This is a genomic window from Pedobacter agri, from assembly GCF_032678665.1.
Lineage (GTDB): Bacteria > Bacteroidota > Bacteroidia > Sphingobacteriales > Sphingobacteriaceae > Pedobacter > Pedobacter agri_A.
Genome location: NZ_JAVTSH010000004.1, coordinates 412,521 through 437,020, shown reverse-complemented (window position 1 = coordinate 437,020; position 24,500 = coordinate 412,521). Strand labels below are relative to the sequence as shown.

At 37.1% G+C, this 24,500-nt stretch carries 23 protein-coding genes; 17 read left to right on the top strand and 6 right to left on the bottom strand.

The genetic code is table 11. The annotated features are described in order from the left end of the window. Positions 1–42: 42 nt before the first annotated feature. From R2Q70_RS11230 to R2Q70_RS11215, 4 genes are all read left to right on the top strand, one after another. Complete coding sequence (locus tag R2Q70_RS11230) at positions 43–1,314, top strand: glycosyltransferase family 4 protein (protein ID WP_316807667.1); 1,272 nt, start codon at positions 43–45, stop codon at positions 1,312–1,314. A 1-nt stretch (position 1,315) separates the two neighbouring features. Next, entirely contained in the window at positions 1,316–2,407 is a 1,092-nt protein-coding gene (locus R2Q70_RS11225) for a YhcG family protein (protein ID WP_316807666.1), read from the top strand. Between the two features lies 1 nt (position 2,408). Next, the gene (locus R2Q70_RS11220) at positions 2,409–3,155 is read left to right on the top strand and encodes a glycosyltransferase family 2 protein (protein WP_316807665.1); all 747 of its coding nucleotides are present in this window, start codon (positions 2,409–2,411) and stop codon (positions 3,153–3,155) included. A 210-nt stretch (positions 3,156–3,365) separates the two neighbouring features. After that, complete coding sequence (locus R2Q70_RS11215) at positions 3,366–3,926, top strand: type 1 glutamine amidotransferase domain-containing protein (protein ID WP_316807664.1); 561 nt, start codon at positions 3,366–3,368, stop codon at positions 3,924–3,926. 65 nt (positions 3,927–3,991) lie between these two features. Here the strand turns inward: R2Q70_RS11215 and R2Q70_RS11210 are convergent, their stop codons facing one another. From R2Q70_RS11210 to typA, 5 genes are all read right to left on the bottom strand, one after another. Beyond that, the gene (locus tag R2Q70_RS11210) at positions 3,992–5,035 is read right to left on the bottom strand and encodes a hypothetical protein (protein ID WP_316807663.1); all 1,044 of its coding nucleotides are present in this window, start codon (positions 5,033–5,035) and stop codon (positions 3,992–3,994) included. A 125-nt stretch (positions 5,036–5,160) separates the two neighbouring features. Further along, a complete protein-coding gene (locus R2Q70_RS11205) occupies positions 5,161–6,351 on the bottom strand; it encodes a serine hydrolase (RefSeq protein WP_316807662.1) in 1,191 nt (396 codons plus the stop codon). A 32-nt stretch (positions 6,352–6,383) separates the two neighbouring features. Next, complete coding sequence (locus R2Q70_RS11200) at positions 6,384–7,301, bottom strand: lysophospholipid acyltransferase family protein (RefSeq protein ID WP_316807661.1); 918 nt, start codon at positions 7,299–7,301, stop codon at positions 6,384–6,386. A gap of 76 nt (positions 7,302–7,377) precedes the next feature. Next, positions 7,378–8,304, bottom strand: a complete 927-nt coding sequence (locus tag R2Q70_RS11195) for a lysophospholipid acyltransferase family protein (protein ID WP_316807660.1) — start codon at positions 8,302–8,304, stop codon at positions 7,378–7,380. 647 nt (positions 8,305–8,951) lie between these two features. Beyond that, positions 8,952–10,754 carry a translational GTPase TypA gene (gene typA, locus R2Q70_RS11190; protein ID WP_316807659.1) on the bottom strand — a complete coding sequence of 601 codons (1,803 nt, stop codon included), beginning with the start codon at positions 10,752–10,754 and terminating at the stop codon, positions 8,952–8,954. 326 nt (positions 10,755–11,080) lie between these two features. Here typA and R2Q70_RS11185 point away from each other — a divergent pair, with 326 nt between their 5' ends. The 4 genes from R2Q70_RS11185 (at position 11,081) to R2Q70_RS11170 (ending at position 15,496) form a co-directional block, all read left to right on the top strand. Continuing rightward, positions 11,081–12,220, top strand: a complete 1,140-nt coding sequence (locus R2Q70_RS11185) for a retropepsin-like aspartic protease (RefSeq protein ID WP_316807658.1) — start codon at positions 11,081–11,083, stop codon at positions 12,218–12,220. Between the two features lie 110 nt (positions 12,221–12,330). After that, positions 12,331–13,008, top strand: coding sequence for a TIGR02117 family protein (locus R2Q70_RS11180; RefSeq protein WP_316807657.1), 678 nt, complete (start codon positions 12,331–12,333; stop codon positions 13,006–13,008). A gap of 371 nt (positions 13,009–13,379) precedes the next feature. After that, entirely contained in the window at positions 13,380–14,594 is a 1,215-nt protein-coding gene (locus R2Q70_RS11175; RefSeq protein ID WP_316807656.1) for an MBOAT family O-acyltransferase, read from the top strand. Further along, positions 14,594–15,496, top strand: coding sequence for a hypothetical protein (locus R2Q70_RS11170; protein ID WP_316807655.1), 903 nt, complete (start codon positions 14,594–14,596; stop codon positions 15,494–15,496). Before R2Q70_RS11175 ends, R2Q70_RS11170 begins: the two co-directional genes overlap by 1 nt. 5 nt (positions 15,497–15,501) lie before the next feature. On the opposite strand, the gene R2Q70_RS11165 is transcribed toward R2Q70_RS11170, so the two are convergent. Then, positions 15,502–16,314 carry an alpha/beta hydrolase gene (locus tag R2Q70_RS11165; RefSeq protein WP_316807654.1) on the bottom strand — a complete coding sequence of 271 codons (813 nt, stop codon included), beginning with the start codon at positions 16,312–16,314 and terminating at the stop codon, positions 15,502–15,504. A 167-nt stretch (positions 16,315–16,481) separates the two neighbouring features. Here R2Q70_RS11165 and R2Q70_RS11160 point away from each other — a divergent pair, with 167 nt between their 5' ends. The 9 genes from R2Q70_RS11160 to R2Q70_RS11120 all read left to right on the top strand — a co-directional run bounded on the left by R2Q70_RS11160 (position 16,482) and on the right by R2Q70_RS11120 (position 24,362). Next, positions 16,482–17,189, top strand: a complete 708-nt coding sequence (locus tag R2Q70_RS11160) for an esterase family protein (protein ID WP_316807653.1) — start codon at positions 16,482–16,484, stop codon at positions 17,187–17,189. A 104-nt stretch (positions 17,190–17,293) separates the two neighbouring features. Next, complete coding sequence (locus R2Q70_RS11155) at positions 17,294–18,427, top strand: hypothetical protein (protein WP_316807652.1); 1,134 nt, start codon at positions 17,294–17,296, stop codon at positions 18,425–18,427. 28 nt (positions 18,428–18,455) lie between these two features. Beyond that, positions 18,456–19,556, top strand: a complete 1,101-nt coding sequence (locus R2Q70_RS11150; protein ID WP_010599724.1) for a carboxylate-amine ligase — start codon at positions 18,456–18,458, stop codon at positions 19,554–19,556. A gap of 8 nt (positions 19,557–19,564) precedes the next feature. Continuing rightward, positions 19,565–20,392, top strand: a complete 828-nt coding sequence (locus R2Q70_RS11145) for a glutamine amidotransferase-related protein (RefSeq protein WP_316807651.1) — start codon at positions 19,565–19,567, stop codon at positions 20,390–20,392. Positions 20,393–20,473: 81 nt separating this feature from the next. Continuing rightward, positions 20,474–21,661, top strand: coding sequence for a hypothetical protein (locus tag R2Q70_RS11140; RefSeq protein ID WP_316807650.1), 1,188 nt, complete (start codon positions 20,474–20,476; stop codon positions 21,659–21,661). An 88-nt stretch (positions 21,662–21,749) separates the two neighbouring features. Next, a complete protein-coding gene (locus tag R2Q70_RS11135; RefSeq protein WP_010599727.1) occupies positions 21,750–21,908 on the top strand; it encodes a FeoB-associated Cys-rich membrane protein in 159 nt (52 codons plus the stop codon). A 9-nt stretch (positions 21,909–21,917) separates the two neighbouring features. Next, the gene (locus R2Q70_RS11130) at positions 21,918–22,508 is read left to right on the top strand and encodes a Crp/Fnr family transcriptional regulator (RefSeq protein ID WP_316807649.1); all 591 of its coding nucleotides are present in this window, start codon (positions 21,918–21,920) and stop codon (positions 22,506–22,508) included. A 375-nt stretch (positions 22,509–22,883) separates the two neighbouring features. Then, the gene (locus tag R2Q70_RS11125) at positions 22,884–23,414 is read left to right on the top strand and encodes a YceI family protein (protein ID WP_316807648.1); all 531 of its coding nucleotides are present in this window, start codon (positions 22,884–22,886) and stop codon (positions 23,412–23,414) included. 78 nt (positions 23,415–23,492) lie between these two features. Beyond that, on the top strand, positions 23,493–24,362 hold the full coding sequence (locus tag R2Q70_RS11120) for a pirin family protein (RefSeq protein WP_316807647.1): 870 nt from the start codon (positions 23,493–23,495) through the stop codon (positions 24,360–24,362). The last annotated feature ends 138 nt before the right edge of the window (positions 24,363–24,500 follow it).

The window sequence follows — 24,500 nt, the reverse complement described above, 5'->3', positions numbered from 1 at the left end:
ACAGATTTTATATTCGTAACAATAAATGTATTTTTGATTGATTTGAAAGTAGTACACCTAAATACCTATGATGGAAATGGCGGAGCAGGACGAGCCTGTTTGCGCTTAAGTGATGCCCTGAAAGCAAGTGGCATTGATTCAAAAGTTTTGGTGTATTATAAGTTCGGACAAAATCCTGATATTGATACGTTTAGCAAATCGCCGATTCAAAAAGGGGCTGCTGTTTTTAATATTTTATCAGAGCGGTATTATGCCAAATGGTTAAGTAAATCGGTAAAAACACCTTTTAGTTTGCAGTGGTTTGGCCGATCAATCAAAAATCATCCGGAGGTTAAAAGTGCAGATGTTATTCATCTTCATTGGGTAAATCATGGTTTCCTTACTCCTAAATTTTTAGCAGAGCTTGATGAACTGGAGAAGCCAATCGTTTGGACCTTTCATGATAGCAATGCGTTCACAGGCGGTTGCCATGTACGTTATGGCTGCGAGAATTTTCATCAGCAATGCGGAAATTGTCCAATTTTAAAATTCAGTGGCGATAACGATATCTCTCATAAAACCTGGTTACGCAAACAGAAAGCTTATGGCGAATTAAACTTTCACATTGTTGCACCAAGCAACTGGATGGCCAAATCGGTAAAGTTTAGCAGCTTATTGGGTACCCGAAAAACCACGGTTATTCCAAATACCATTGAAACTAATATTTTTAAACCCTACGTAAAAGCTGAGGCTAAGAAAATACTTAAGATCAATCCCGATCGTTTTGTGTTGATGAGTGGCTTTATGCCCTCTAAAAACGACAAACATAAAGGAACGCCTTATTTAATTGAAGCATTAGAAATTTTATCCCGCAGGGCCGGAATTCGAAAAGAGAATATCGAACTCGTTATTTTTGGCAATAAGGAGAAGGCTGAAATGCCGGAGTTTCCTTTCAAAACTACTTTTCTTGGAACCATTAATAAAGATGATCATTTGGCAAAATGTTATTCGGCTGCCGATGCCTTTATTACGCCATCTTTAGAAGATAATTTACCCAATACCGTAATGGAAAGTTTGGCCTGCGCCACGCCGGTTATTGCTTTTACTACTGGCGGAATTCCCGATATGGTAAAGCACATGCAAAACGGTTATCTGGCTGAATATCAAAATGCAGCCGATTTAGCGAATGGTATCGAATGGCTGTATCATCGCCCAAATAAGGAGGAAGTACAAAAAGCAGCTAGATTGAGTATCTTAAAAGATTTTTCGGAGGAGGTTATTGCTGCTGAGCATATTCATTTGTATGAAACTTTGATTGATTTACAGCCTAAGTAATATGGAATTAGCTAAAAGCCACCTCGATAATATCAAGGCACTTAAATCTGCAATTTTGCAAAGCCGTTACCGGGCCGCCTCTTTGGTTAATAAAGAACTTTTAAACCTTTATTTTGCAGTTGGAAAATTCATCTCAAATAAAATTGAAGAAGAAAAATGGGGCGCAAAAGTTATCGAAAACCTTTCAGCTGATTTACAACTCGAACTGCCAGGCTTAAGAGGATTTTCAGCGACTAATATGAAACGCATGAGACTCTTTTTTGAGGCCTGGCAAGAATACTTTCTAATTAGCCCGTCAGTGACGGCCAAATTGGAAACAATTGATTTACAAGATATTACATTTAGTCCGTCAGTGACGGCCAAATTGGAAAATAGTTTTTCAAATGTAAGTTTTACACACCATATCGAGATTTTACAAAGCACAAAATCATTAGAAGAAAAGATATTTTATATTCAAAAAACAGCTACCGAATTCTGGAGCTTAAGCACTTTAAAAAATCATTTAAACAACCAAACTTTTCAAAAAACAGGTAACCTACCTAACAATTTTTCAAAAACAATAACTAATGATGAAATAAGACAAAAAGCGCTACAATCATTTAAAGATGAATATCTGCTTGATTTCATCAATATCGAGGATAATGATGAAAGTGACGAGCGTGTTTTAGAAAGTGAAATTGTTCAAAACATTAAGAAATTTTTAATGTCGTTAGGCTCAGATTTTGCCTTTATTGGTAATCAATATCGATTAATTGTCGAAGATGAAGAATACTTTTTAGACCTTTTATTTTTTAATCGCCGTTTACAATGTTTGGTCGTTTTCGAGCTTAAAACAGGTAAATTCAAGCCTGAATATATGGGTAAAATGAATTTTTACTTATCTGCTTTAGATGAATATGTAAAACAGCCACATGAGCAACCCTCAATTGGAATTATTCTTTGTAAGGAAAAGAAAAACAAGATCGTAGAATTTTCATTTAGGGATTTTAATAAAGCCATGGGCGTTGCTACTTACAAAACCAGCCATGTTTTGCCTGATGCATATAAAGGTGTGTTGCCTGATGTGGAAACCCTTAAAAAATTAATGGACTAACATGCCTAAACTGACTGTCATCACTATCGTTTACAATAACGTTCGGGATATTGAACGAACGATTCATTCTGTGCTCAACCAAACGTATCCAAAAATCGAGTATATTATTATCGATGGAAAATCGACGGATGGCACTTTAGATATTATCGAAAAATATAAAGGCAAGGTTTCTAAAATTGTATCAGAACCTGATAAGGGGATTTACGATGCAATGAATAAGGGTTTAGCGATAGCCACTGGCGATTATGTGTTATTTATGAATTCGGGCGATGAAATTTATGACGAGCATACAGTACAGGATATTTTTGATTCTGCTCCAGGTGCTGACATTTATTATGGCGAAACCGAAATGTACAATGATAATTGGCAAAGCCTGGGCCGAAGGCGACACGAAGCACCAGAACAATTCGACTGGAAGAGCTTTAAATATGGGATGAGCATTAGTCACCAAGCGATTTACATCAAAAGAAGCATCATCACACCTTACGACCTGAGCTATAAATACAGTTCAGATATCGACTGGATTATTAAAGCTGCAAAAAAAGCATCGAGTATAGTAAATGTTCACCGCTATGTTGCTAAATACCTGGTTGGCGGAATGAGCAAGAAAAAGCACCGAGAAAGCCTGAAAGAACGATTCAACATCTTTACCAAATACTATGGTTTAATCCCAAATATTATCAATCACATTATTATTGCAGTTAATCTGGCTTTCTATTTCGTTAAACATAGAAGAACGAATGACTAAATAAATGTGTCATTTCAATTTTCCGTTGCAACTGTTTTTTAATAGATTTATCCGTCATCCTGAATTCATTTCAGGATCGTTATCGCATTAAGATGCTGAAATTAAATTCAGCATGACGCTAGGATGAGCACTGGGATAATCAATTTTCTAAAAACAAATTTTCCAATAATTCTGTCTTTAATATATACTTATTAAAAACAGAAAAAGATTATGGGACAATTAAGTAACCGCACTATTGCTGTTCTTTCAGAAAGCGGATTTGAAGAAGTAGAATTAACCGAGCCAGTAAAAAGGTTAAAAGAAGAGGGTGCAACCGTTCACATCATCTCCTCAAAAAGTGGAAAAATTAAAGCCTGGGATCATGACCATTGGTCGATAGATGTGGAGGTAGATAAAACAATTTCAGAAGCAAATGCTGATGATTACAATGGATTGCTTCTTCCAGGAGGCGTAATTAATCCAGACCAGTTACGTGTAAATGAAGATGCTATAACGTTTGTGAAGTCATTTTTTAGCGATGGTAAACCTGTTGCAGCGATTTGCCACGGACCGCAAACATTAATCAATGCAGAAGTTGTTCAAGGCAGAAAACTTACATCAGTGAAGAACATTTCGCAAGATTTAATTAATGCTGGTGCAATTTGGAGTGACGAAGAGGTAGTGGTAGATCAGGGTTTGGTAACGAGCCGAACACCAAAAGACTTACCGGCATTTAATGATAAAATTGTTGAGGAATTTGCAGAAGGTGTACACGAGGGACAACACGCCTAAACGTTTTGAACGCTCTTTCTAAATTCACTCAAAGAAACGGTTGGCAATTTGTCAACCGTTTTCATTTATAGCTTAACCTGGCGAATGATATTTTTGATATTCAGTTCGATAATATCCGTCATGTTTTTGCACCTCAAATAATTTGTATCCTTAAAATATTCGCTCATACTTTGTTTTAAAATGGCGATGTTTTCCGGAGTAGTTAACTCCTCTTTGTTCGATACATCCCGAAGATCGGTTAAACGATGTCGCTCACTTCGAACCCGATGAACAATTGATGAACGTTCTTCCTGTTGATATTGCAGAACGGTTTTTTCCGTGAGCTGTTCCATGCTCATTTTTACATAAGGCAAATTCTCTTTAAAAAACTGAGGCAAATACACCTTTAAATTTCCTTCATAAAATTGCTGATCGAAGTCAATCGCCCTAATTCGAAATTGAATATCATCAAAATCAGGGGTGATCTGAACCACAAAATTATATGCCCGCATATCGCCAAGAAGCATAATTAAGCAGCGCTCGTTAAATTTTACAAATTCTTTTGCGATACGTGTGGGGTTGAATTCTGGTGTATACAATTGTCCTTTGGTGAAAACATCACCTGGTATTCCGGCAATATGTTCTTCAACCAAGGTATCGCCATCAACCAAATAATTTACCTGATTTGGCGATAAAATCTCTTCCATTTCTAAACCATAAATACGGGAGGCATCAGCTTTTTTAATGTAGAAATAATCGTAAACATCATTTAAGCGGTTGACAATTCTAATCCGAAAAGGATGTGTGTTTCCAAACGTACAATATTCAATTTTATCGATGTATTTATGTTCTACAATACGAAGATTTCCTGAAGCTTTTAGGTTGGCATAAATTTCTTTTAAGCCATTATGCAACGTTTCGATTAAATCTTGTGCATAAATTGGTCCTTCCCAAAGCGAATCCTTTCCAAACTTATCCATCAAAGGAAAAGCTTCGTTAAATTGCATTAAATCGTTATAACCAATAGGTAATTTCGCCTCACGCTGGTAAGTACGCAAATATTTTTGTAGTGCCGGCGTAACCGGAAAAATCGGTTTCTTTTTAAGGATTTTTACGTCTTCGTTTTCCATTGATAGCAATGTAGCATTTTAAAAATTTAACCGCAAAGAAATTAAAAGCAAGCGCAAAGAGCGCTAAGCTAAACGTTAAACTCTGCGTTCTTTGCGAATATTTCTTTGCGCTCTTTACGGTTAAATCAATTTTTTGGGTAACTGAAAGGCAATCCCGCCAAATACCTGCTTATTTTACGATACGGATAGTCGCCTGCGCCATGGTTAGCGAATTGAACAATGATTGTATTAGTTTTTGGATCTACATAAAGCCTCTGGCCCAACATTCCTTCCGCAGCATAATCTCCGTTATCACCTTCCTGAGGAATCCACCAGAGGTAATGATGGGCTGATCTTTGCCAGCCTTTCGCCGAAGCTGGTTTTTCATCACCAATATTAACAGACTGTTTTACCCAATTTAATGGAACAATTTGATTGTTATTAAATTTTCCATGGTGAAGATACAACCGACCGATTTTGGCAAGATCAATGGCAGTAACCTGAAACCGACTTGCAGTGTTGGCCAAGCCACCTGGGTGGTCCAGTCCGAAAGAAGCAGCATATTCTGCACCTATTTGTTGCCAGATACTTTCTTCGAAAATACGAGCAACAGATTTGCCACAGGCCTTTTCTAAAACCCAGCCTAAAACTATCGGGTCAATGCTTTTGTATTTCCATACGGTGCCGGGTTTATTCACCAGTTTAACTTTCATCAGCTCAGCTTTCATATCATGTGTATAATAATATTTGGCCTCATCTGAAAAAAATGCTTTAACAATTCCGCCTAAAGCAACTTGAAATTCTAAACCCGATTTCATTTCCAGAAGATTTTTCAATGTGATGTGTTCAAAAGCAGGATTAGATTTTAATTCGGGAAGATAAGCTGTTACCTTATCGTTTAAACTTTTGATTTTTCCTGTTGCCAAAGCTTGCCCAAGCATAATCGAAACCATACTTTTTGCACCTGAAAATATCGTTGTTAAAGTACTGTCTGAATAATTAACGCTATATTTTTCATACAAAATAGTGTCATTACGAATCACAATAAATGCATTTAACTTCCCTTGCTTAAAATATTCGGAAAATGGAATGAGTTTTTTATTACCATCGCGAACGGTTAAAGTATCGAGGTCGTTCCTCGTTTTGCTGGCATGAAAGAAATGAAAGGCAGTACTACTTTTACGTACAATATCTTGTGGAAAAGCCTTGTAAGTAATGGCATCCGGAGTGCGGTACCACAGCACACGCATCAGGTAAGGATGCCAGATAAATAAACCCGCAAAGAGCAAAACAATGAATAGGAAAAAACAGGTTATCGCTCTTTTAAAAATTTTCATCGGGTATTGATTATGCCGACAAATATAAAATATTAGACCTCTTGATGATCTTGCTTTTTGGAAAAAACACTTGTTTTAGTTCTGGGCTGATATTTCCAGCGGCGGTGGCTCCATAACCAATATTCAGGTTTCTCCCTAATAATTTCTTCGAGATAGCGGGTATGCATTTCTGTGATTTCGAACTCCTGGGTTTCTGCTGGGTTTAAGCATAGCGGAACACAATCTACTTCATAGTAACCTCGCTTTAACACCTTAACTTTGAAATAAAATATAGGCTGATTGGTTTTCTTAGCGATTTTTTCAATACCAAGCTGAATAGATGCCTGTTGATGCAAAAAGGTAGTCCAATAGTGCGATTCATCTTTTGATGGCGCCTGATCGTTTCCAAAACTAAAAATGCTGGGTTTCCCTTTACTCGCTGCCAAAGCCCGCATGGTTTGCCGCATGGCGATTAATTCGTTTCCGAAACGGCTCCTTACTTTTTTAAACCAATTATCGAAAATAGCGTTGCTCAAAGGCTTATAAATTGGATAATGATCGGCTTGGAAATTGAGTCCGATGCCCATGGTTCCCCACTCCCAATTGCCATAATGTGCCGAACAAACCAATATGCTTTCACCCCGATCTAAATAGGCTTGTACAAGCTCCTTATTTTTAAAAACATACCTTTTATTAATTTCTTTTTTGGAGATGTTATTCATTTTTAATATTTCAAAAATGAGTGAGGCCAGGTATCTAAAAAATTTTTGTTCGATGGCTTCTATCTCAGATCGGGATTTTTCTGGCAAAGCCCGCAGCAAATTTTCGCGAACCACCTTTTTTCGGTAGCCTAAAACATAATAAATTAACACATAAACACCATCGGCCAATGTGTATAAAATAGATAAGGGCAGTAAAGATAATACGCCTAAAAAAAATATTCCCAATTGGGAAATCCCCTTTTTAATCATATCAGATTAATTGTATTCAAAAATAAACAGAGAAACACCAAAATTTTTATGGAAATTTCTAGTTTTAATAAATAAGTTAAGCCAAGCTGGCAGAAATATTGTCTTTATTTTCTGCAAAAGTAATTATTTTATTTTCTGGCTTATATTTCCATCTGCGGTGACTCCACAACCAATAGGCTGGTTTCTCTTCGATCATTTCTTCAAGAAAATGAGTGTGGGCTTCGGTAATTTCAAATTGCCTGGTTTGATCAGGCTGCAGGCAAATCGGAACACAATCTACCTCGTAATAGCCTCTTTCCAGATAGTTAATTTTCAAGTAAAAAACTGGCCTGTTCGTTTTCTTTGCAATCTTTTCTATCCCGAGTTGAACTGACGTTTCCTGGTTTAAAAAGCGAGTCCAATAGATAGATTCTTCTTTTGAAGGTGCCTGGTCGCTACCAAAGGTAAACATACTTGCCGTGTTTTTGCTGGCTTGTATAGCCCTTAAGGTTTGGCGCATGGCTACCATATTGTTCCCAAATTTACTTCGCATGGTTAAAAACCATTGATCGAAAGCGGCGCTGCTTAATGGTTTATAGATAGGATAATGCTGACCAGAAAAATTAAGGCCTATCGCCATGCAAACCCATTCATAATTACCATAATGTGAGGAGCAAAAAAGCACACTCTCATTGTTTTGCAAATAGGCTTCAACCAAATCAGCATTCTTAAATTTTACCCTTTTATTAAGTTCTTTTTTCGAGATACTTTTCATTTTTATGATCTCTACAAACAAGGAAGAAAGAAACTTGTAATAGTCCTTTTCGATAGCATTAAGTTCCGCAGCGCTCTTACTGGGAAAGGCATGGTATAAATTCTCCTTCACCACTTTTCTACGATATTTAAAAACGTAAAAAATCACTAAATAAAAAGCATCAGCTAATCTATAAAGTAGAAATAGTGGTAAAAGAGAAAGTGTGTTTAATAAAAATATCCCTATAAAGGATAGGCTCTTATTAATCATAAATGAAGTCTGATTAGTCGGTATCTCACAAAATTAATCTCGCGATAAAAACCAAGTGCCACGGAAATGTTAGATTTTTACTCCTAAAATGTTTATGAAAAAATGCTGACAGAAAATCGATTGAGCGATTAATTTTTCCATAGGCTTTGCCAGGAAATGCAGATTTACTGCACAGGCTAATTTTAATTAAACCTTATTGCAGCGGTATCCTTTTTGGGCTGCCATCCTGAGCTTGTCGAAGGACAGCCAAAAAGATTTAGCGGAAAGAAGGAGTGACGTTAAAAAAAGTGATGGATTTGCTTTTCAAATACAAATCATCTAAGAAATTTAAGAAAAAACCTCTCCCTATTAAACTATCTGCTCTGGCAAATTAACTGTAATGCCTCTCCTTTAAGAGAGGGAAAGGAAAAGGTAGTAATCTTAAACAAGCAATAAAAGGGCTGCAATTTTACCTTAGATGTCTTAAGTAGTAAAAGAAAACTGCAAAGCATTAAATCACAGGCTAAAATCCCACTTGTTAAGGGAGGAAAAGCACAAAATCCTCATCAATTGTTTGCTTTCAAAGGGTGAGGTAAAACAAAAAAGCCCATCTCAATTAAGAAATGGGCTGTATGTATTTAAAATCTCTTTAGGAGATTTAGGGGTTATTAGTTTTTACTTCCGTTTGCTTTACGTAATTGCTCCGTTAAGAAAATTTTACGTAAACGCATGCTTTGCGGTGTAACCTCAATGTACTCATCAGCCTGGATATACTCCATAGATTCTTCTAAAGAGAATTTAATTGCTGGAGCAATACGGGTGTTATCATCAGTACCAGAAGCACGCATGTTGGTTAAAGCTTTTCCTTTAACGATGTTGATTACTAAATCGTTATCACGGATGTGCTCGCCCAAAATTTGTCCTTCGTAAATATCAACTCCCGGATCTACAAAGAAACGGCCTCTATCTTGTAATTTATCAATTGAATAAGCGGTAGTTGTACCTTTATCCATAGAGATTAATACGCCATTTAAACGACCTGGGATTGTACCTTTCCAAGGCTCGTAAGCTTTGAAACGGTGTGCCATAATTGCCTCACCAGCAGTAGCAGTTAATACGTTGTTACGTAAGCCGATAATACCACGAGATGGAATTTCGAATTCTAAGTGTTGTAAATCGCCTTTTGGCTCCATAATTAACAACTCACCTTTACGCTGAGTTACCAATTCGATTACTTTACCAGAAACTTCTGCAGGTACATCAACAATTAAAGTTTCTACCGGCTCATGTTTTTTACCATCGATTTCTTTAACAATAACCTGCGGCTGACCAACCTGTAACTCATAACCTTCACGACGCATCGTTTCGATCAATACTGATAAATGGAGAATACCACGACCATATACCAACCATGAATCTGCACCTTGAGTTTCAACAACTTTTAAGGCAAGGTTTTTCTCCATTTCCTTCATCAAACGATCTTTAATACGTTGAGAAGTAACCAATTTACCTTCTTTACCGAAGAAAGGTGAGTTATTGATGGTGAACAACATGTTCATCGTTGGCTCATCGATGCTAATTACTGGCAATTGTTCTGGTGCATCGAAATCAGCGATGGTATCACCAATATCAAAACCATCAATACCTACAACCGCACAAATATCGCCCGAGCTTACTTCTGTGGTACGGATTTTTCCTAAACCTTCGAAAGTATAAAGTTCTTTTACTCTTGTTTTAACAATTTTGCCATCGCGTTTAATTAAAGTAACTGGTTGGTTTTCTTTAATTGAACCACGGTGAACACGGCCAATTGCAATACGTCCTACGAAAGATGAATAATCTAACGAAGTAATTTGCATTTGTAAAGTGCCATCATTAATTGGTGCAGGTGGAATGTTAGCCACAACCGCATCTAACAATGCGAAAATATCTTTAGTTGGTTTTTGCCAGTCAGTACTCATCCATCCTTGTTTAGATGAACCGTAAATAACCGGGAAATCCAATTGCTCTTCAGTTGCTTCAAGGTTGAAGAACAATTCGAAAATTTGCTCGTAAACCTCTTCAGGGCGACAGTTTTCTTTATCTACTTTGTTTACAACCACAATTGGTTTTAAACCTAAAGCCAAAGCCTTTTGTGTTACGAAACGTGTTTGAGGCATTGCACCTTCAAAAGCATCGCAAAGTAAAAGTACACCATCAGCCATTTTTAATACACGCTCTACCTCACCGCCAAAATCCGCGTGACCAGGAGTATCGATAATGTTAATTTTTACGTCTTTGTATTGTACTGATACGTTTTTAGATACGATAGTGATCCCACGTTCACGCTCTAAATCGTTGTTATCCAATATCAATTCTCCTTTTTGTTCGTTATCACGAAAAACAGAACAAGAGTGTAAAATTTTATCAACCAATGTGGTTTTACCGTGGTCAACGTGTGCTATAATAGCTATATTTCTAATCTTTTGCATAAAATGCGCCTATAAATTTGGCGCAAAGATAGTGTTTAAAAATGGGATTTCTACTATACGTTTCACTATTTAATACTATGATTACGTTGCAATTATCTCATTTTTAACTAGAAAAGCAATGGCTGTAGCTTTTTGGTTTGGTTCGGCCCCGCTGTTCATTTTAGCCCTCATTAAAAAATTGGGGGCTGCCGTTGCCATCGGGTTTAATCACAAAGGGCAGTGCAAGAAAGCCACGTTTTTCCAACACCTAAGCGTATAATTTTAATAACCAGCTTGCAACCTTTATTAAAAATTAAACATCTACGTCGTATAATAAAATATAAAACATGAAGAAAATAACATTTTTAATCCTTTTATCCCTACTCATTAAAATAACTTTTGCACAAAACACTCAAACAGACAGCCTTACTTTTAGTACCGAAAAAGGATTACTAATTTTTGATGGCTATTTAAACGGTGTTAAAACTGATTTTGCTTTTGACACCGGCGCCAGCTTGGGTTTGTTAAATAGCGATAACGTAAGCGATTCAAAAATTGAAATATCGGGCTCAAAAAATATTAGAGATAGTCAAAAGAATTTTGCAAAAATTGGCAAGGCAAAAATTAGCTCGCTAAATATTGGCTCGCATCAATTTACAAACATTAATAGCGTGGTGGCAGATATGTCTGTTTTAAAATGTGGCAAAATCTATTTGTTAGGCGGCGATGTGATTAACCTGCTAAACTGGAAATTCGATTTTACAAAAAGCATGGTTTATATTTCCAAAACACCGTTCCAGCCAAAAGCAAGCATGAGTTTAATGCCAATAAAAATAATTGGCAACAGACATTTTTCTAACTTAACAATCGCGGGCACACCAATAGAAAATATACTAATAGATTTTGGCTACACTGGTAACTGTACCATGAACATGGCAGATAAAACAACGAAGCAAATTATCAGTAAAATAAAACCAACCGATATATATCTGAGCAAAAGTTTTTCGATGGGTGTAAATTCTATTTCGGTAGGTAAAGAAACCAGCTCATTTTATGTTAATCAAGTAAATTTTGGCGAGGGTACATTTGATAATTTTAAAATTAATGCAATGCCAAATACACATAATAAGATTGGATTGTTCTTTATAAAAAAGAATTTTACCGAAGTTATCCTCAACAATACCGAATTGAAGTATTGGCTACAGCCAAATCATGTTATCCCACAAAAGAATACCACTTTTGATGCAGGGTTTTATTTTAATGATAATAACAGCATAGAGGTGGTATCTTTAAATGGCGCCATCAACCATACTGCGGTGGCTTTGAAAATAGGCGAAAGCATATCCGAAATCAACAATCGCAAAGCCAATAGTTTTGCAAATAGATGCGAATTTTCTGCATGGTATTTAACGCAACTTAAACTTGAGGAACTTGCGGTAACAAAAGAAAATGGTGAGAAATTTATAATAAAAAAGTCGGTTTATTAGATTTTAGTGTTTAAACGTTAGCTTAAGTCGAAGTCAATAAGATTAATATAGCCGTAAATCAACGAAAACATCTATCGGGTTACCTGGTAGATGTTTTCGTATTAATAACGATGAGTAAAAGATTTTTAAAATATACAAAAAAGTTTACCATTGCATTTATAATGCTCATAGGTCTTTACTTTTTATCTGCATACTGTCTTTCGCACATAACGGTAAATCCGCATCCTCATAATAAAGAGGAAATTGCTATTTACATTATGAGCAATGGCATTCATACAGATATTGTGGTTCCGGCGAAAACGACTCAAAAAGATTGGACACAAGAGATTAGGTATAACAATACACTAGCCGCCGATAGCAGTTATATCTTTTTAGCTATTGGTTGGGGCGATAAAAAATTTTATCTGGAAACGCCTGAATTTTCAGATTTAAAAATAAGCACAGCGTTGCGGGCCATTTCTGGTTTAAGCCAGTCTGCAATGCACACAACGTTTTACAAAACTATTAGAGAAGATCAGTCTTGTAAAAAACTACACATCAGTAAAGCACAATACCAGCAATTGGTAAAGTATATTTCTGCGAGTTTTAGCAAAGATCAAAACGGACATTTCATCCATATTGAAACCAGTATCCATTACGACCAGGCAGATGCTTTCTATGATGCGATAGGCAGTTACAGCATATTTAAAACTTGTAACACCTGGGCAAATAACGGATTAAAAGCCAGTAACCAAAAGGCTTGTTTATGGACGATCTTCGATACGCCAATTTTCATGAAATACAAGTAAAGCAGTGTTATTAGCATTTTAAAATTGCTTATCAGATCTTTACAAAATATCCAATTCGATGTACAACTTCTGTTTCGCATCACATCAGAGCGCATAAAGCATTAAATTTAATCAGCCATACAAAGATTAATAATTAAAGCTAAATCGTCATGCTCTTTAATTCGTTCAATTTTGCGCTGTTTCTTCCAATAGTATTCCTTTTATATTGGCTCATTGGAAAAGAACGCCTTAAACTTCAAAATATACTTTTGCATGGTGCAAGCTACTTTTTTTATGCCTGCTGGGAGTGGCGGTTTTTGTTTCTATTGATATTTTCAACCTTACTTGATTATTTTACCGGATTAAAAATGTTTGACAGCCAAAATCGGCGAATGAAGAAATTCTGGTTTTGGCTAAGCATTATCGTTAACCTGGGCTTTTTAGGTGTTTTTAAATATTACAATTTTTTTGCCGACTCATTTGCGCAAGCGGTGGCTAATTTTGGTTTTCAGGTTAATCCGTGGACACTAAAAGTAATTTTACCCGTTGGCATTTCTTTTTATACTTTTCACGGATTATCTTATGTAATTGATATTTACAAAAGCAGAATTAAAGCGGAACGAAACTTTATCGATTATTCGCTTTTTGTAAGTTTTTTCCCGCTTTTGGTTGCTGGCCCCATTGAAAGGGCAACACACCTTCTGCCACAAATAAAAAAAGCCCGATCATTTGACTACAGCAAAGCGATTGATGGTTTAAGGCAGATATTATGGGGTTTGTTCAAGAAAATAGTTATTGCCGATCAATGCGCTTTTTACGCGAACGATATTTTTAATCATTCTGGAAACTATAATGGCAGTACACTATTGCTTGGCGCTATATTTTTTGCCTTTCAAATTTATGGTGATTTTTCTGGCTATTCAGATATTGCTTTAGGTACCGCAAGACTTTTCGGCGTAGAATTACTTAGAAATTTTGCTTATCCATATTTTTCGAGAGACATTGCTGAATTTTGGCGAAGGTGGCATATTTCGCTTTCATCCTGGTTCCGAGACTACCTATATATTCCCCTGGGTGGCAGCAAAGGTGGCAATTGGATAAAAGTTCGAAATACTTTTATCATTTTTTTAGTAAGCGGTTTTTGGCATGGTGCCAACTGGACTTTCATCATCTGGGGACTTCTAAATGCCTTGTACATTATGCCCGCCATTATATTTGATACCAACAGATCGAACCTAGGTACAGTTGCTGAGGGCAAAACGCTACCCTCTTTTAAAGATTTTTGGGCAATGCTGTTAACTTTTGGGCTAACAGTATTTGCATGGATATTTTTCCGTTCAAATTCAGTACAACACGCATTTGAGTTTATTTCCACCATCGCCTCTGCATCGTTATTTACTATGCCCACGGTTTTGCCTTTGCCGCTGTTTTTGTGGCTTCTTCTGTTTATCTTATTGGAATGGAATGGCCGAACGCAGCAATATGCCATCGCCAATTTTGCCTTTAAATGGCCAAAACCACTTCGATGGGGACTTTATTACACCATCATACTGGCCATTTTCTTTTACGCAGGAGCAGAACAGCAATTTATTTATTTCCAATTTTGATGATGAGAAAATTCACTGCATTTTTAGCCTTATTTCTTTTTCCAATTGTATTTATTAGCGTGCTAACGGAAATCCTGATCCGTAAAATCCCTAATGATTACAATTATAAAAAGAACTATCTCGATCAGCATGCTAAAGAGCTCAAGGTTCTTTTCCTGGGCAGCTCTCATGCCTATTATGGCATCAATCCGAGCTACATTCAATCAAGTTTTAACGCAGGACATGTTTCGCAATCTTTAGATTATGATTTCGAGATCTTAAAAAAATATAAAGATAGCTGGGCAAATCTTCAATATATCGTAATTCCTATTGATTACTTTTCGCTTTACATTCGGTTAGAAAATGGAACTGACTCCTGGCGGGCAAAAAATTATAAAATTTATTATGATGTGTATCGCGATCATCAGGTTTTTAACCATGCAGAACTGTTAACGAATAAGTTCGAAGTAAACTTAAGGAGATTGTATGGCTATTATCTTAAAAACCGAAACGATATTCACTGTAATCAATTGGGCTGGGGTGTAGATTATAGTTCGAAGGTGCATCGCGACCTGGAGAAAAGTGGAAATGTGGCCGCAGCAAGACATAGCGTTAAAAGCAATGCACATTTAGCGGAAAATATAGCCCTTCTAAACGAAATGATTTCATTTGCCACGCATCGAAATATCCGGGTAATTTTATTTACAAGTCCTGCATATCAATCTTACGTTTCTCATTTAAATAAGGTTCAGCTGAATAAAACCTTGTCTGTTGCCCGTTTAATGAGCAAACTTCATCCCAAAACCAGGTATTTTAATTTGCTTCAAGACACCTCTTTTCATAAAAGTGATTTTTATGATGGCGATCATTTGAATGAAATCGGCGCAAAGAAACTCTCCCTAAAGATGAGAAACTGGCTCTGATCAATCTAAACTTCAAAAGCCCAATCCAGAAATGCGGGCATTACGCTTTCCCAGGTAGGAACATCGTGTTTTCCGCCAACTTTTTCAAAGTAAAAAATATTTTCCGGGCGTTTGTAACCTTTATTGAAAAGTGCCTTTACCACATCAATGGTATCATCAATAGAATCGATAATCAAATTTTTGTTACGGTCTGCCTTTTCATCTTCTGTTCCTGTCATTAGCCAGAATTTCATATCTGGCTTGGTCGAAGTTGAGTCGATCAGTGAATGAATGATCCGGTCTGCATCGGTATAACCATCGGCCAAATCCTTCTTTCGCCACCAGAAAGCACCAGAAAAAACACCAATGGCATCAAATACAGAAGGATTATTCCAAGCGATGTCAAAAGCAGATAAACCACCCAATGAAAAACCTGCAAAGGCAACCCTGCCTGTAATTGGCATTGCAATTTTCTTTTTAACAAAGGGCAAAAGTTCTTTAATCACAAAATCCGTATACAAATCGGCTTTGGCGCCCCTTCCTTTAAAATCTGGAACACCTGCTACGCCATATTCCATTAACCGTTCATCGGAAGCTTTAATTGCGATAACAATTAACCTGTGATTTCTTTTGTTATGATGTGCATCCTGAAGGATTTTCGCAAAATCCATTTTGGCTATATCCTGACCATCATTTAGTAAAAGAAGTTCAATTTTTTCATTACCTAAAATGCCTTCAGGGGCATATATATCTATTTCAACTTCACGCTTTAAATAAGCAGAAGGTATTTTAAAATTGCTGGTATTAATGTTTACTGATAAAATTGTTGTGTACATCATGTTCAAATCCTCGTATCGCTCGCCACAGCCTCAAATTTTTTGCAAAGGTACAAATCTTGATAAACTATTAATTATCAGCAACAGATTTTTGCATGATGCTACATTTTAAAAGGATTAGATTCTTTTTATTCAATTTAATATCTATCTTAAAGCATTCAATTTTATATATGGTTAAAGAAGAACATAAAAAGTGGTACAGCCCGAATTTAAGTGCTGAAATCGACATGCTCATCTTTGGTCACGGCGGTATCCCTATTCTGCTGTTCCCAACGAGTATGGGACGATATTTCGAAAACAAAGATTTCAAATTGATAGATGCTGTAGAAGGATTTATCAACGAAGGAAAAATTAAGATTTATTGCCCTGATGGTATTGATAAATTAAGCTGGTACAACAAAAGCATACATCCCGCAGATAGAGTAAAAAATCACATTTGGTACGATAAGTATCTACTGGAGGAAGTTGCACCTTTAGCCAGACATGAAACAGGCCATAGCAAAATTATTACTGCTGGCTGTAGTTTCGGCGGATACCATGCGGCTAATTTTGCTTTTCGGCACCCCTGGTTGGTGAGCCACATGTTTAGCATGAGTGGCGCATTTGACATTACCGGGCAGTTAGACGGTTTCTATAATGATGATGTTTATTTCAACAATCCTGTTGATAACCTGATGAATAACAGTAATCCGGAACTCCATTATATGAAAATTGTTTTGGGCACCACCGATAGAGATATGTGCAGGCCTGATAACGAAAGATTATCGGGTATTTTAGCTCAAAAAGGCATAAATCATTGGCTGGATATTCGCCAAAATGCCGATCACGATTGGCCAATCTGGAGGGAAATGTTTCCTAATTACATTGCTCAGCTATAATTTCATGAATGAATTAAATCGAATTAACACTCAAACAATTAAATAATAAAACAATTAATCAGTGATATGATTAAGCAGTTACACATTTAAACAAAAAAGTACCAATGAAAAAAATAGGGATTTTATTTGGCCAGGAGCGCTCTTTTCCTGAGGCCGTTGTAGAAAGAATTAATCAAAAAGCAGAAAAAGGCATTAGTGCTGAAGCAGTTAAAATAGAGAAGATACTTCAAAACACACCGCTTGATTATGCGGTAATTATCGACCGTATTTCACAGGATGTACCTTTTTACCGGGCATCTCTAAAAAATGCTGCCATTACCGGAACAGCTGTAATTAATAACCCATTTTGGTGGAGTGCTGATGAAAAGTTTTTTAACAACGCATTGGCTGAACAGATTGGGGTTCCGGTTCCGAAAACAGCTTTAATTCCCTCACGTCAACATCCAACAGGAACAACTGGCGAATCCTTTTCAAACCTAACCATGCCCTTAAACTGGGATGCGATTTTTGATTATGTGGGTTTCCCGGCTTATATGAAACCTTACGATGGTGGCGGATGGAGAGATGTATATAAACTACATGATAAAGAAGATTTTTTTGATAAACATAGCGGAACGGAACAACTGGTGATGCTTTTGCAGGAAGAAATTATTTTTGATGAATATTTTAGATGCTACTGCATCGGCGGAAAACATGTTCGCATTATGCAATATGAGCCACGTAATCCGCACCATTTGCGTTATGCGGTTGATGGCAAAACGCCAGATCCTAAATTGCTGAAAACGGTTGAAGAATATACATTAAAATTATGTCAGTACTTGGGTTACGATTTTAATACCGTAGAATTTGCGGTTCGGGATGGTGTGCCTATCGCCATCGATTTTTGTAATCCAGCCCCTGATGCCGACATTAAAAGTGTTGGACAAGAGAATTTTGACTGGGTAGTGGAAACTACCGCGAATTATGCTATTGAGCGAGCAAAAGCGCAAAAACCTGGTCAGGATAATTTAACCTGGGGCGAATATATTAAAGCATCGGTGGCAGGTAAACCCTTAATTGCAAAAACTACGACCAAAGCGGCTACACCAAAAACCGAAGTGCCAAAAGTTGAGGCTCCAAAAGCGGCAGCAGCGAAGGCAGAGGCACCTAAGGCAAAAGTTGAGAAAGCACCAGCAAAACCAAAAGCTGAACCAAAGACAGAAACCAAACCAGTTGCAAAGAAAAAGCCAATAAAATAAAAAGGGATTATAACCAAATATTACTAGAATGAATGAATTCACGCTTGGCATAGAGGAAGAGTACATGGTAATTGATCCCGTTACCAGGGAACTTACCTCGCATGACCAAAAAATTGTAGAGGCTGCTCAAAAGATCCATAAAGATCAGGTTAAAGCAGAAATGCACCAGGCCGTTGTTGAGGTTGGCACTGGCATTTGCAAAACAACAGAAGAGGCCCGCAAAGAAATCTCTCAGTTGAGATATACCGTTTCTCAGCTTGCCGGTGAGCAAGGTTTAAGAATCGGTGCAGCCGGAACACACCCATTTTCACATTGGGAAAAACAGTTAATCACAGAACATCCCCGTTATAATGAAATTGTAAACGAGCTGCAGGAGGCAGCTCGCTCAAATCTAATTTTTGGCTTACACGTACACGTAGGTTTCCAGTCACGCGAATTGGCCATACATATCGCCAATCAGGTTAGGTATTTTTTGCCACACGTATTTGCTTTATCAACCAATTCTCCTTTCTGGGAATCGAGAAATACGGGTTATAAATCTTTCAGGACTAAAATTTTTGATAAGTTTCCGCGTACAGGTATTCCAGATATTTTTAATAGCATCGAAGATTACGACAATTACGTTAAACTACTCATCAAAACCAATTGCATGGATAATGCGAAGAAAATTTGGTGGGATATTCGTGTGCATCCCTTTTTCGATACTGTTGAGTTCCGCATTTGCGATTGCCCAATGTTAATTGATGAAACCATGGCTTTTACAGCACTATTTCAGGCGCTGTGTGCAAAATTATATAAACTTCGTTTGCAGAATATGGAATTCATCAGTTATTCAAGAGCCTTAATTAATGAAAACAAATGGCGTGCTGCCCGATACGGAATTGATGGAAATTTAATCGATTTCGGAAAAGAAATGGAAGTGAATTGCAGAAACCTGATTTTAGAATTACTTGATTTTGTGGATGATGTAGTAGACGATTTAGGCTGCAGAAATGATCTGAATTACGTTCATAAGATATTGGAGCATGGCACCGGCGCAGACAGGCAGTTGGCAGTTTACCAACAAACTGGTAACTTTGAATCGGTAGTAGACTACATTACTACTCAAACACTTATAGGCGCAAAGTAATTTTTATCATGGATAAAAGAGGTTTAAAGGTCGCCGTTATTGATATGAATAACGGCGCACCTAATCAGGGTATGCGGGGAATTCAGGAAATTTTATCCCGGTTTAAAAACGACAATAACATCAACCTTTCTTTCGATATTTTCGATTTAAGGCAGAAAGGTGAAATACCAGGCATTGAGTACGATGCTTATATTTCAAGCGGTGGCCCAGGCAGTCCGGTTGAAAGCGAAGGAGAAAAATGGGAGAACGATTTTTTTAACTTATTGGATCAGATTGAGGCCTTCAATAGTGCAAACAGCGATCAAAAGAAATATGCATTTTTAATTTGCCATTCATTTCAGCTGGCTTGTAGAAAATACGCCTTAGGAAATGTTACCGAAAGGCGTTCAAATGCGTTTGGAATTTTCCCGATTACATTAACGGAAGATGGTGAAAATGACGAAATATTTAGCGGCATCACTAATCCGTTTTTCTCTGTTGATAGCAGAGACTGGCAAGTAATAGCGCCTGATTTTGCTGCTTTTGAAGCAAAAGGCGCTAAACTTTTGGCTATAGAAAAAGAGCGTAAGCACGTAAATTTAGAACGCTGTATGATGTCTATCCGTTTCTCTGATGAAATAATCGGCACACAGTTCCACCCTGAAGCCGATCCTGTTGGCATGAAAATGTATTTGCTTCAGGATGAAAAAAAGAAAGCCATTGTAGATTTACACGGAGAGGCAAAATATTTGGATATGCTTAACAGCCTCGATGATCCGGCCAGAATTGTATTAACCCAAAGCGTTATTTTACCGAATTTTTTAAATAAAGCAGCAGGGAATTTGCAGGAGGCGTAAACCTTTCAATTTTATTAATGTTTAGGCAGTCGTCATTGCTTCGTGCCTCGCAATGACGGTCTTATTAAAAGAACAACTTTTATGATACCCGCTCAACGTCAAAAATATAACCAGCAATTCACCAAGGAAAAATATGAAAACTTCATGCTTGAGCTTGAAAATGGATACCCTGAAATTCCTTTTCGCGTAGCAGAAACTCCTGTTTTCGTACCTAAAGCGCTAAAAGAAAAGTTAATTGCGGCAGGTGAGGAAATCGTAAATTTAATTAAACAGCCAAATTTTAAGGAGCTGACGCAGAAATCCATTCCACCCGATTGGAATGTTCCAAATGAAAATGCACAACCACATTTTTTAACATTCGATTTCGGCATCTGTAAAAATGAAGCAGGTGAACTAACACCGATGCTTATCGAAATGCAGGGATTTCCATCACTTTATGGCTTTCAGATTCATCTATCAAATACTTTCAGGAAGTGTTTCGAGATTGATCATTCCACCAGCCATTTCCTTAATGGTTTTGATGAGGAGCAATATATTAAACTTTTTAAAGAAGTTATTATCGGTGAACACCAACCTCATGAAGTAGCTTTAATGGATGTTGATGCACCAAACCAAAAAACAGCTATCGACTTTTTTGTCACACGGAAAATGCTTGGCATTAAAATTTTAGCATTGGAAGATATTAAGAAAGTTGGTCAGCAATTATTTTATGAAGAAGATGGCAAGCTCGTTCAATTAAAAAGAATTTATAATCGCTTGATTTTTGATGAAGTTGCGGAAAATAGTGAAATTTTTAATGACAGTTTCGACCCGCGGGAGGAATTAGACATTGAATGGGTCACCCATCCGAACTGGTTCTACCGAATCAGCAAATACACTATGCCTTTTTTAAACAGCGAGTTTGTTCCGGAAACTCGCTTCCTAAATCAGGTAGAAAGCATTCCTGCAGATCTGGAAAATTATGTTTTAAAACCATTGTTTTCTTTTGCTGGCATGGGCGTGATTATCGATGTTACTGAATCAGATATCAATAATATTCCTGACCCTGAGAATTGGATTTTACAGCGAAAAGTGAATTATGAACCTGCTGTGCAATCGCCTGATGGTGGCGTTAAAGCGGAAATCAGGATGATGTATTTGTGGCCGGATGGCGGCGAACCCCAGCTTTGTATCAATTTAGCAAGGCTTAGTAAAGGCAAAATGATTGGTGTACGCTACAATGCCGATTTCGATTGGGTGGGTGGAACGGTTGGCTTTATGGAGCAATAACCAATTGTCATTCTCAGAATGACAAATTCTGTAAGCCTTTTTACATTTAACTGAAATCACAACAGTAAAATCAACTTATATTTGCTTTATGGATACGCAAACGATTTTAGTCTTTTTACTTTTTGCGGTTGCATTGGTATATGTTGGCCGTTTGGTTTACAAATCTTTACAGGTAAAAAAAGATGGTTGCGGTGGAAACTGCAAATGTGGCGTCGATTTTTCTGATATCAAGCCTACCAAAAAGTAACTCGCTTTTATGATTAATCAGTTTAAAAATTATCTTAAGGAAAAAATACAAATCACTGATGAGCAATTCGACAGCATTTCTGCTGATCTTAAAATAAAAAAGTTTGATAAAAACGAAATCATTCAATATACCGGCGACATCACCAAACACGGTTTTTTTGTTTGCAAAGGTTTATTGAGGGCATATTCAATTGATTCGAAAGGCAAAGAACACATCCTTCAGTTTGCGCCAGAAAATTGGCTGATTTCTGATCGGAATAGCATGAATAATGAAGCATCAGTATTTTTTATTGATGCCATCGAAGCGACAGAAGTAGTGATTATGCCAAACGATTTTATGGAACAGGCAGCCATACAGGTTCCATGTTTGCAACCGATGCATACCCGATTGTTAAATAATTCCATTCGTTTTATGCAGAAGCGAATTAATATGCTTTTAAGTGCAACCGCCGAAGAGCGTTACCTCGATTTCATCAAATTATATCCAAACCTCACCTTACGCGTTCCGCAATGGATGATCGCATCTTATTTAGGCATCACTCCAGAATCGCTTAGCAGGGTAAGAAAAGAGTTAGCCAATAAACACTTCAGGCCTTCGTAAATTTAACATGAATTTTGAATGAGTCAAATTTGAGTGAGTGAATTTTGAATGAGTGAATGCTAATCGAAATCTTATTCACTCATTCACTTACTCTCTCATCCACTAATTCGCTAATTCTCTCATTCAGTAATTCTCTCATCCACTAATTTGCTAATTCTCTCATTCACTAATTCTCTCATCCACTAATTTGGTAATACTCTCATTAACTAACTCTCTCATCCACTAATTCGCTAATTCTCTCATTCACTAACCCTCTCATCCACTTACTCTCTCATCCACTAATTCACTAATTTTAATTACCATACATCAATTCTGAGCCAAAGCACTTGCTGTACTTTTGTGATGTAAATATTAAACATCTCAAAAACAAAAGATATGGCAACTACTAAATGGACATTAGATCCAACCCACAGCGAATTACAATTTAAAGTAAAACACTTAATGATCACTACCGTAACTGGTAGCTTAAAATCTTTCTCTGCTGAATTAACATCAGAAGGCGACGAATTCGAAAATGCTGAAATTTCTTTCAAAGGTGATATTGATTCGATTGACACCGGAAATACTGACCGTGATAATCACCTAAAAAGTGCTGATTTTTTTGATGCTGAAAAATTTGCCCATATTGAGTTCAAATCTTCATCAGTAGAAAAGGATGGTGGCGACTATATTGTTAAAGGCGACTTAACCATTAAAGGCGAAACCAAACCTGTAAAATTAACAGCTGAGTTTGGTGGTATTGCTACCGATCCATGGGGAAATACGAAAGCAGGTTTCACTTTGAGCGGAAAAATTAACCGTTCTGATTTCGGCTTAACCTGGAATGCAGCATTGGAAACTGGCGGTGTAATGGTAAGTGAAGAAGTACGCCTTTTAGGAGAATTACAGTTTGTAAAACAAGCATAATCTAAGTACAGAGCTTTGAGCTTCGGGCATAGCGATCACTATGCTCATAGCCCCATGCCTCAATTATTTAATAAGGTAATGGAAACAAAACAAGTAGCCAATATTTTAAAAGCACCTGCACCACACATGGTTGGCGATGGTTTTAGGGTACATAATTTTTTCCCAGGCGGTTATAAAATCAATATGAGCCCGTTTTTTTTAATGGACTATGGCTGTAAAATTGAGTTTTCTGCAAGGAAAGAACCTCGTGGTGTTGGCGTTCATCCACACCGCGGTTTCGAAACCGTTACCATTGCCTACCATGGAGCAGTTGCGCACCACGATAGTGTAGGCAATAGTGGCGTAATCTATCCTGGTGATGTGCAATGGATGACAGCAGCTGGTGGAATTCTCCATAAAGAATATCACGAACAAAACTACAGCCTAACCGGTGGTCCGTTTCAAATGGTACAACTTTGGGTTAACTTGCCTGCTAAAGATAAAATGAGCAAGCCTAAATATCAGGCGATTAAGCAAAGTGAAATGGCTCGTTTCAACCTGGCTGATCATGGCGGAACAATTGAAATTATTGCAGGGAAGTATGAAAGCATAACAGGCAATGCCAGCACTTTTACGCCCATTGAATTGTATAACGCCAGGTTAAATGAGGGCGGCCAAGCTACATTTAATTTCCCTGAAAAATACAATACAGGCTTTATGGTAATAGAAGGTAAGGTGAAAATTAATAATCGCGAAATTGCTGCAGCGGATGATTTTATTCATTTCGGTAACACCGGCGAACAAATTGTGCTCGAAGCTTTATCAAAGAGCATTGTGCTCATTTTAAGTGGCGAACCCATTAATGAGCCAATGGTTCAATATGGACCGTTTTTGATGAATACCGAAGCAGAAATACAACAAGCTATTGAAGATTATAACCAAGGCAGATTCGGTTATATAGAAGAATAATACAGGTTTAATTAATTATATTTTTTAGCCGGCTGATGTTATCATTTGCCGGCTTTTTTGTGGTTTGAAGTGATTTAATAACTGTTATTGGAACCTGCTCATTTTCATACAATCTTCATATTCGTTGATGACATTTGA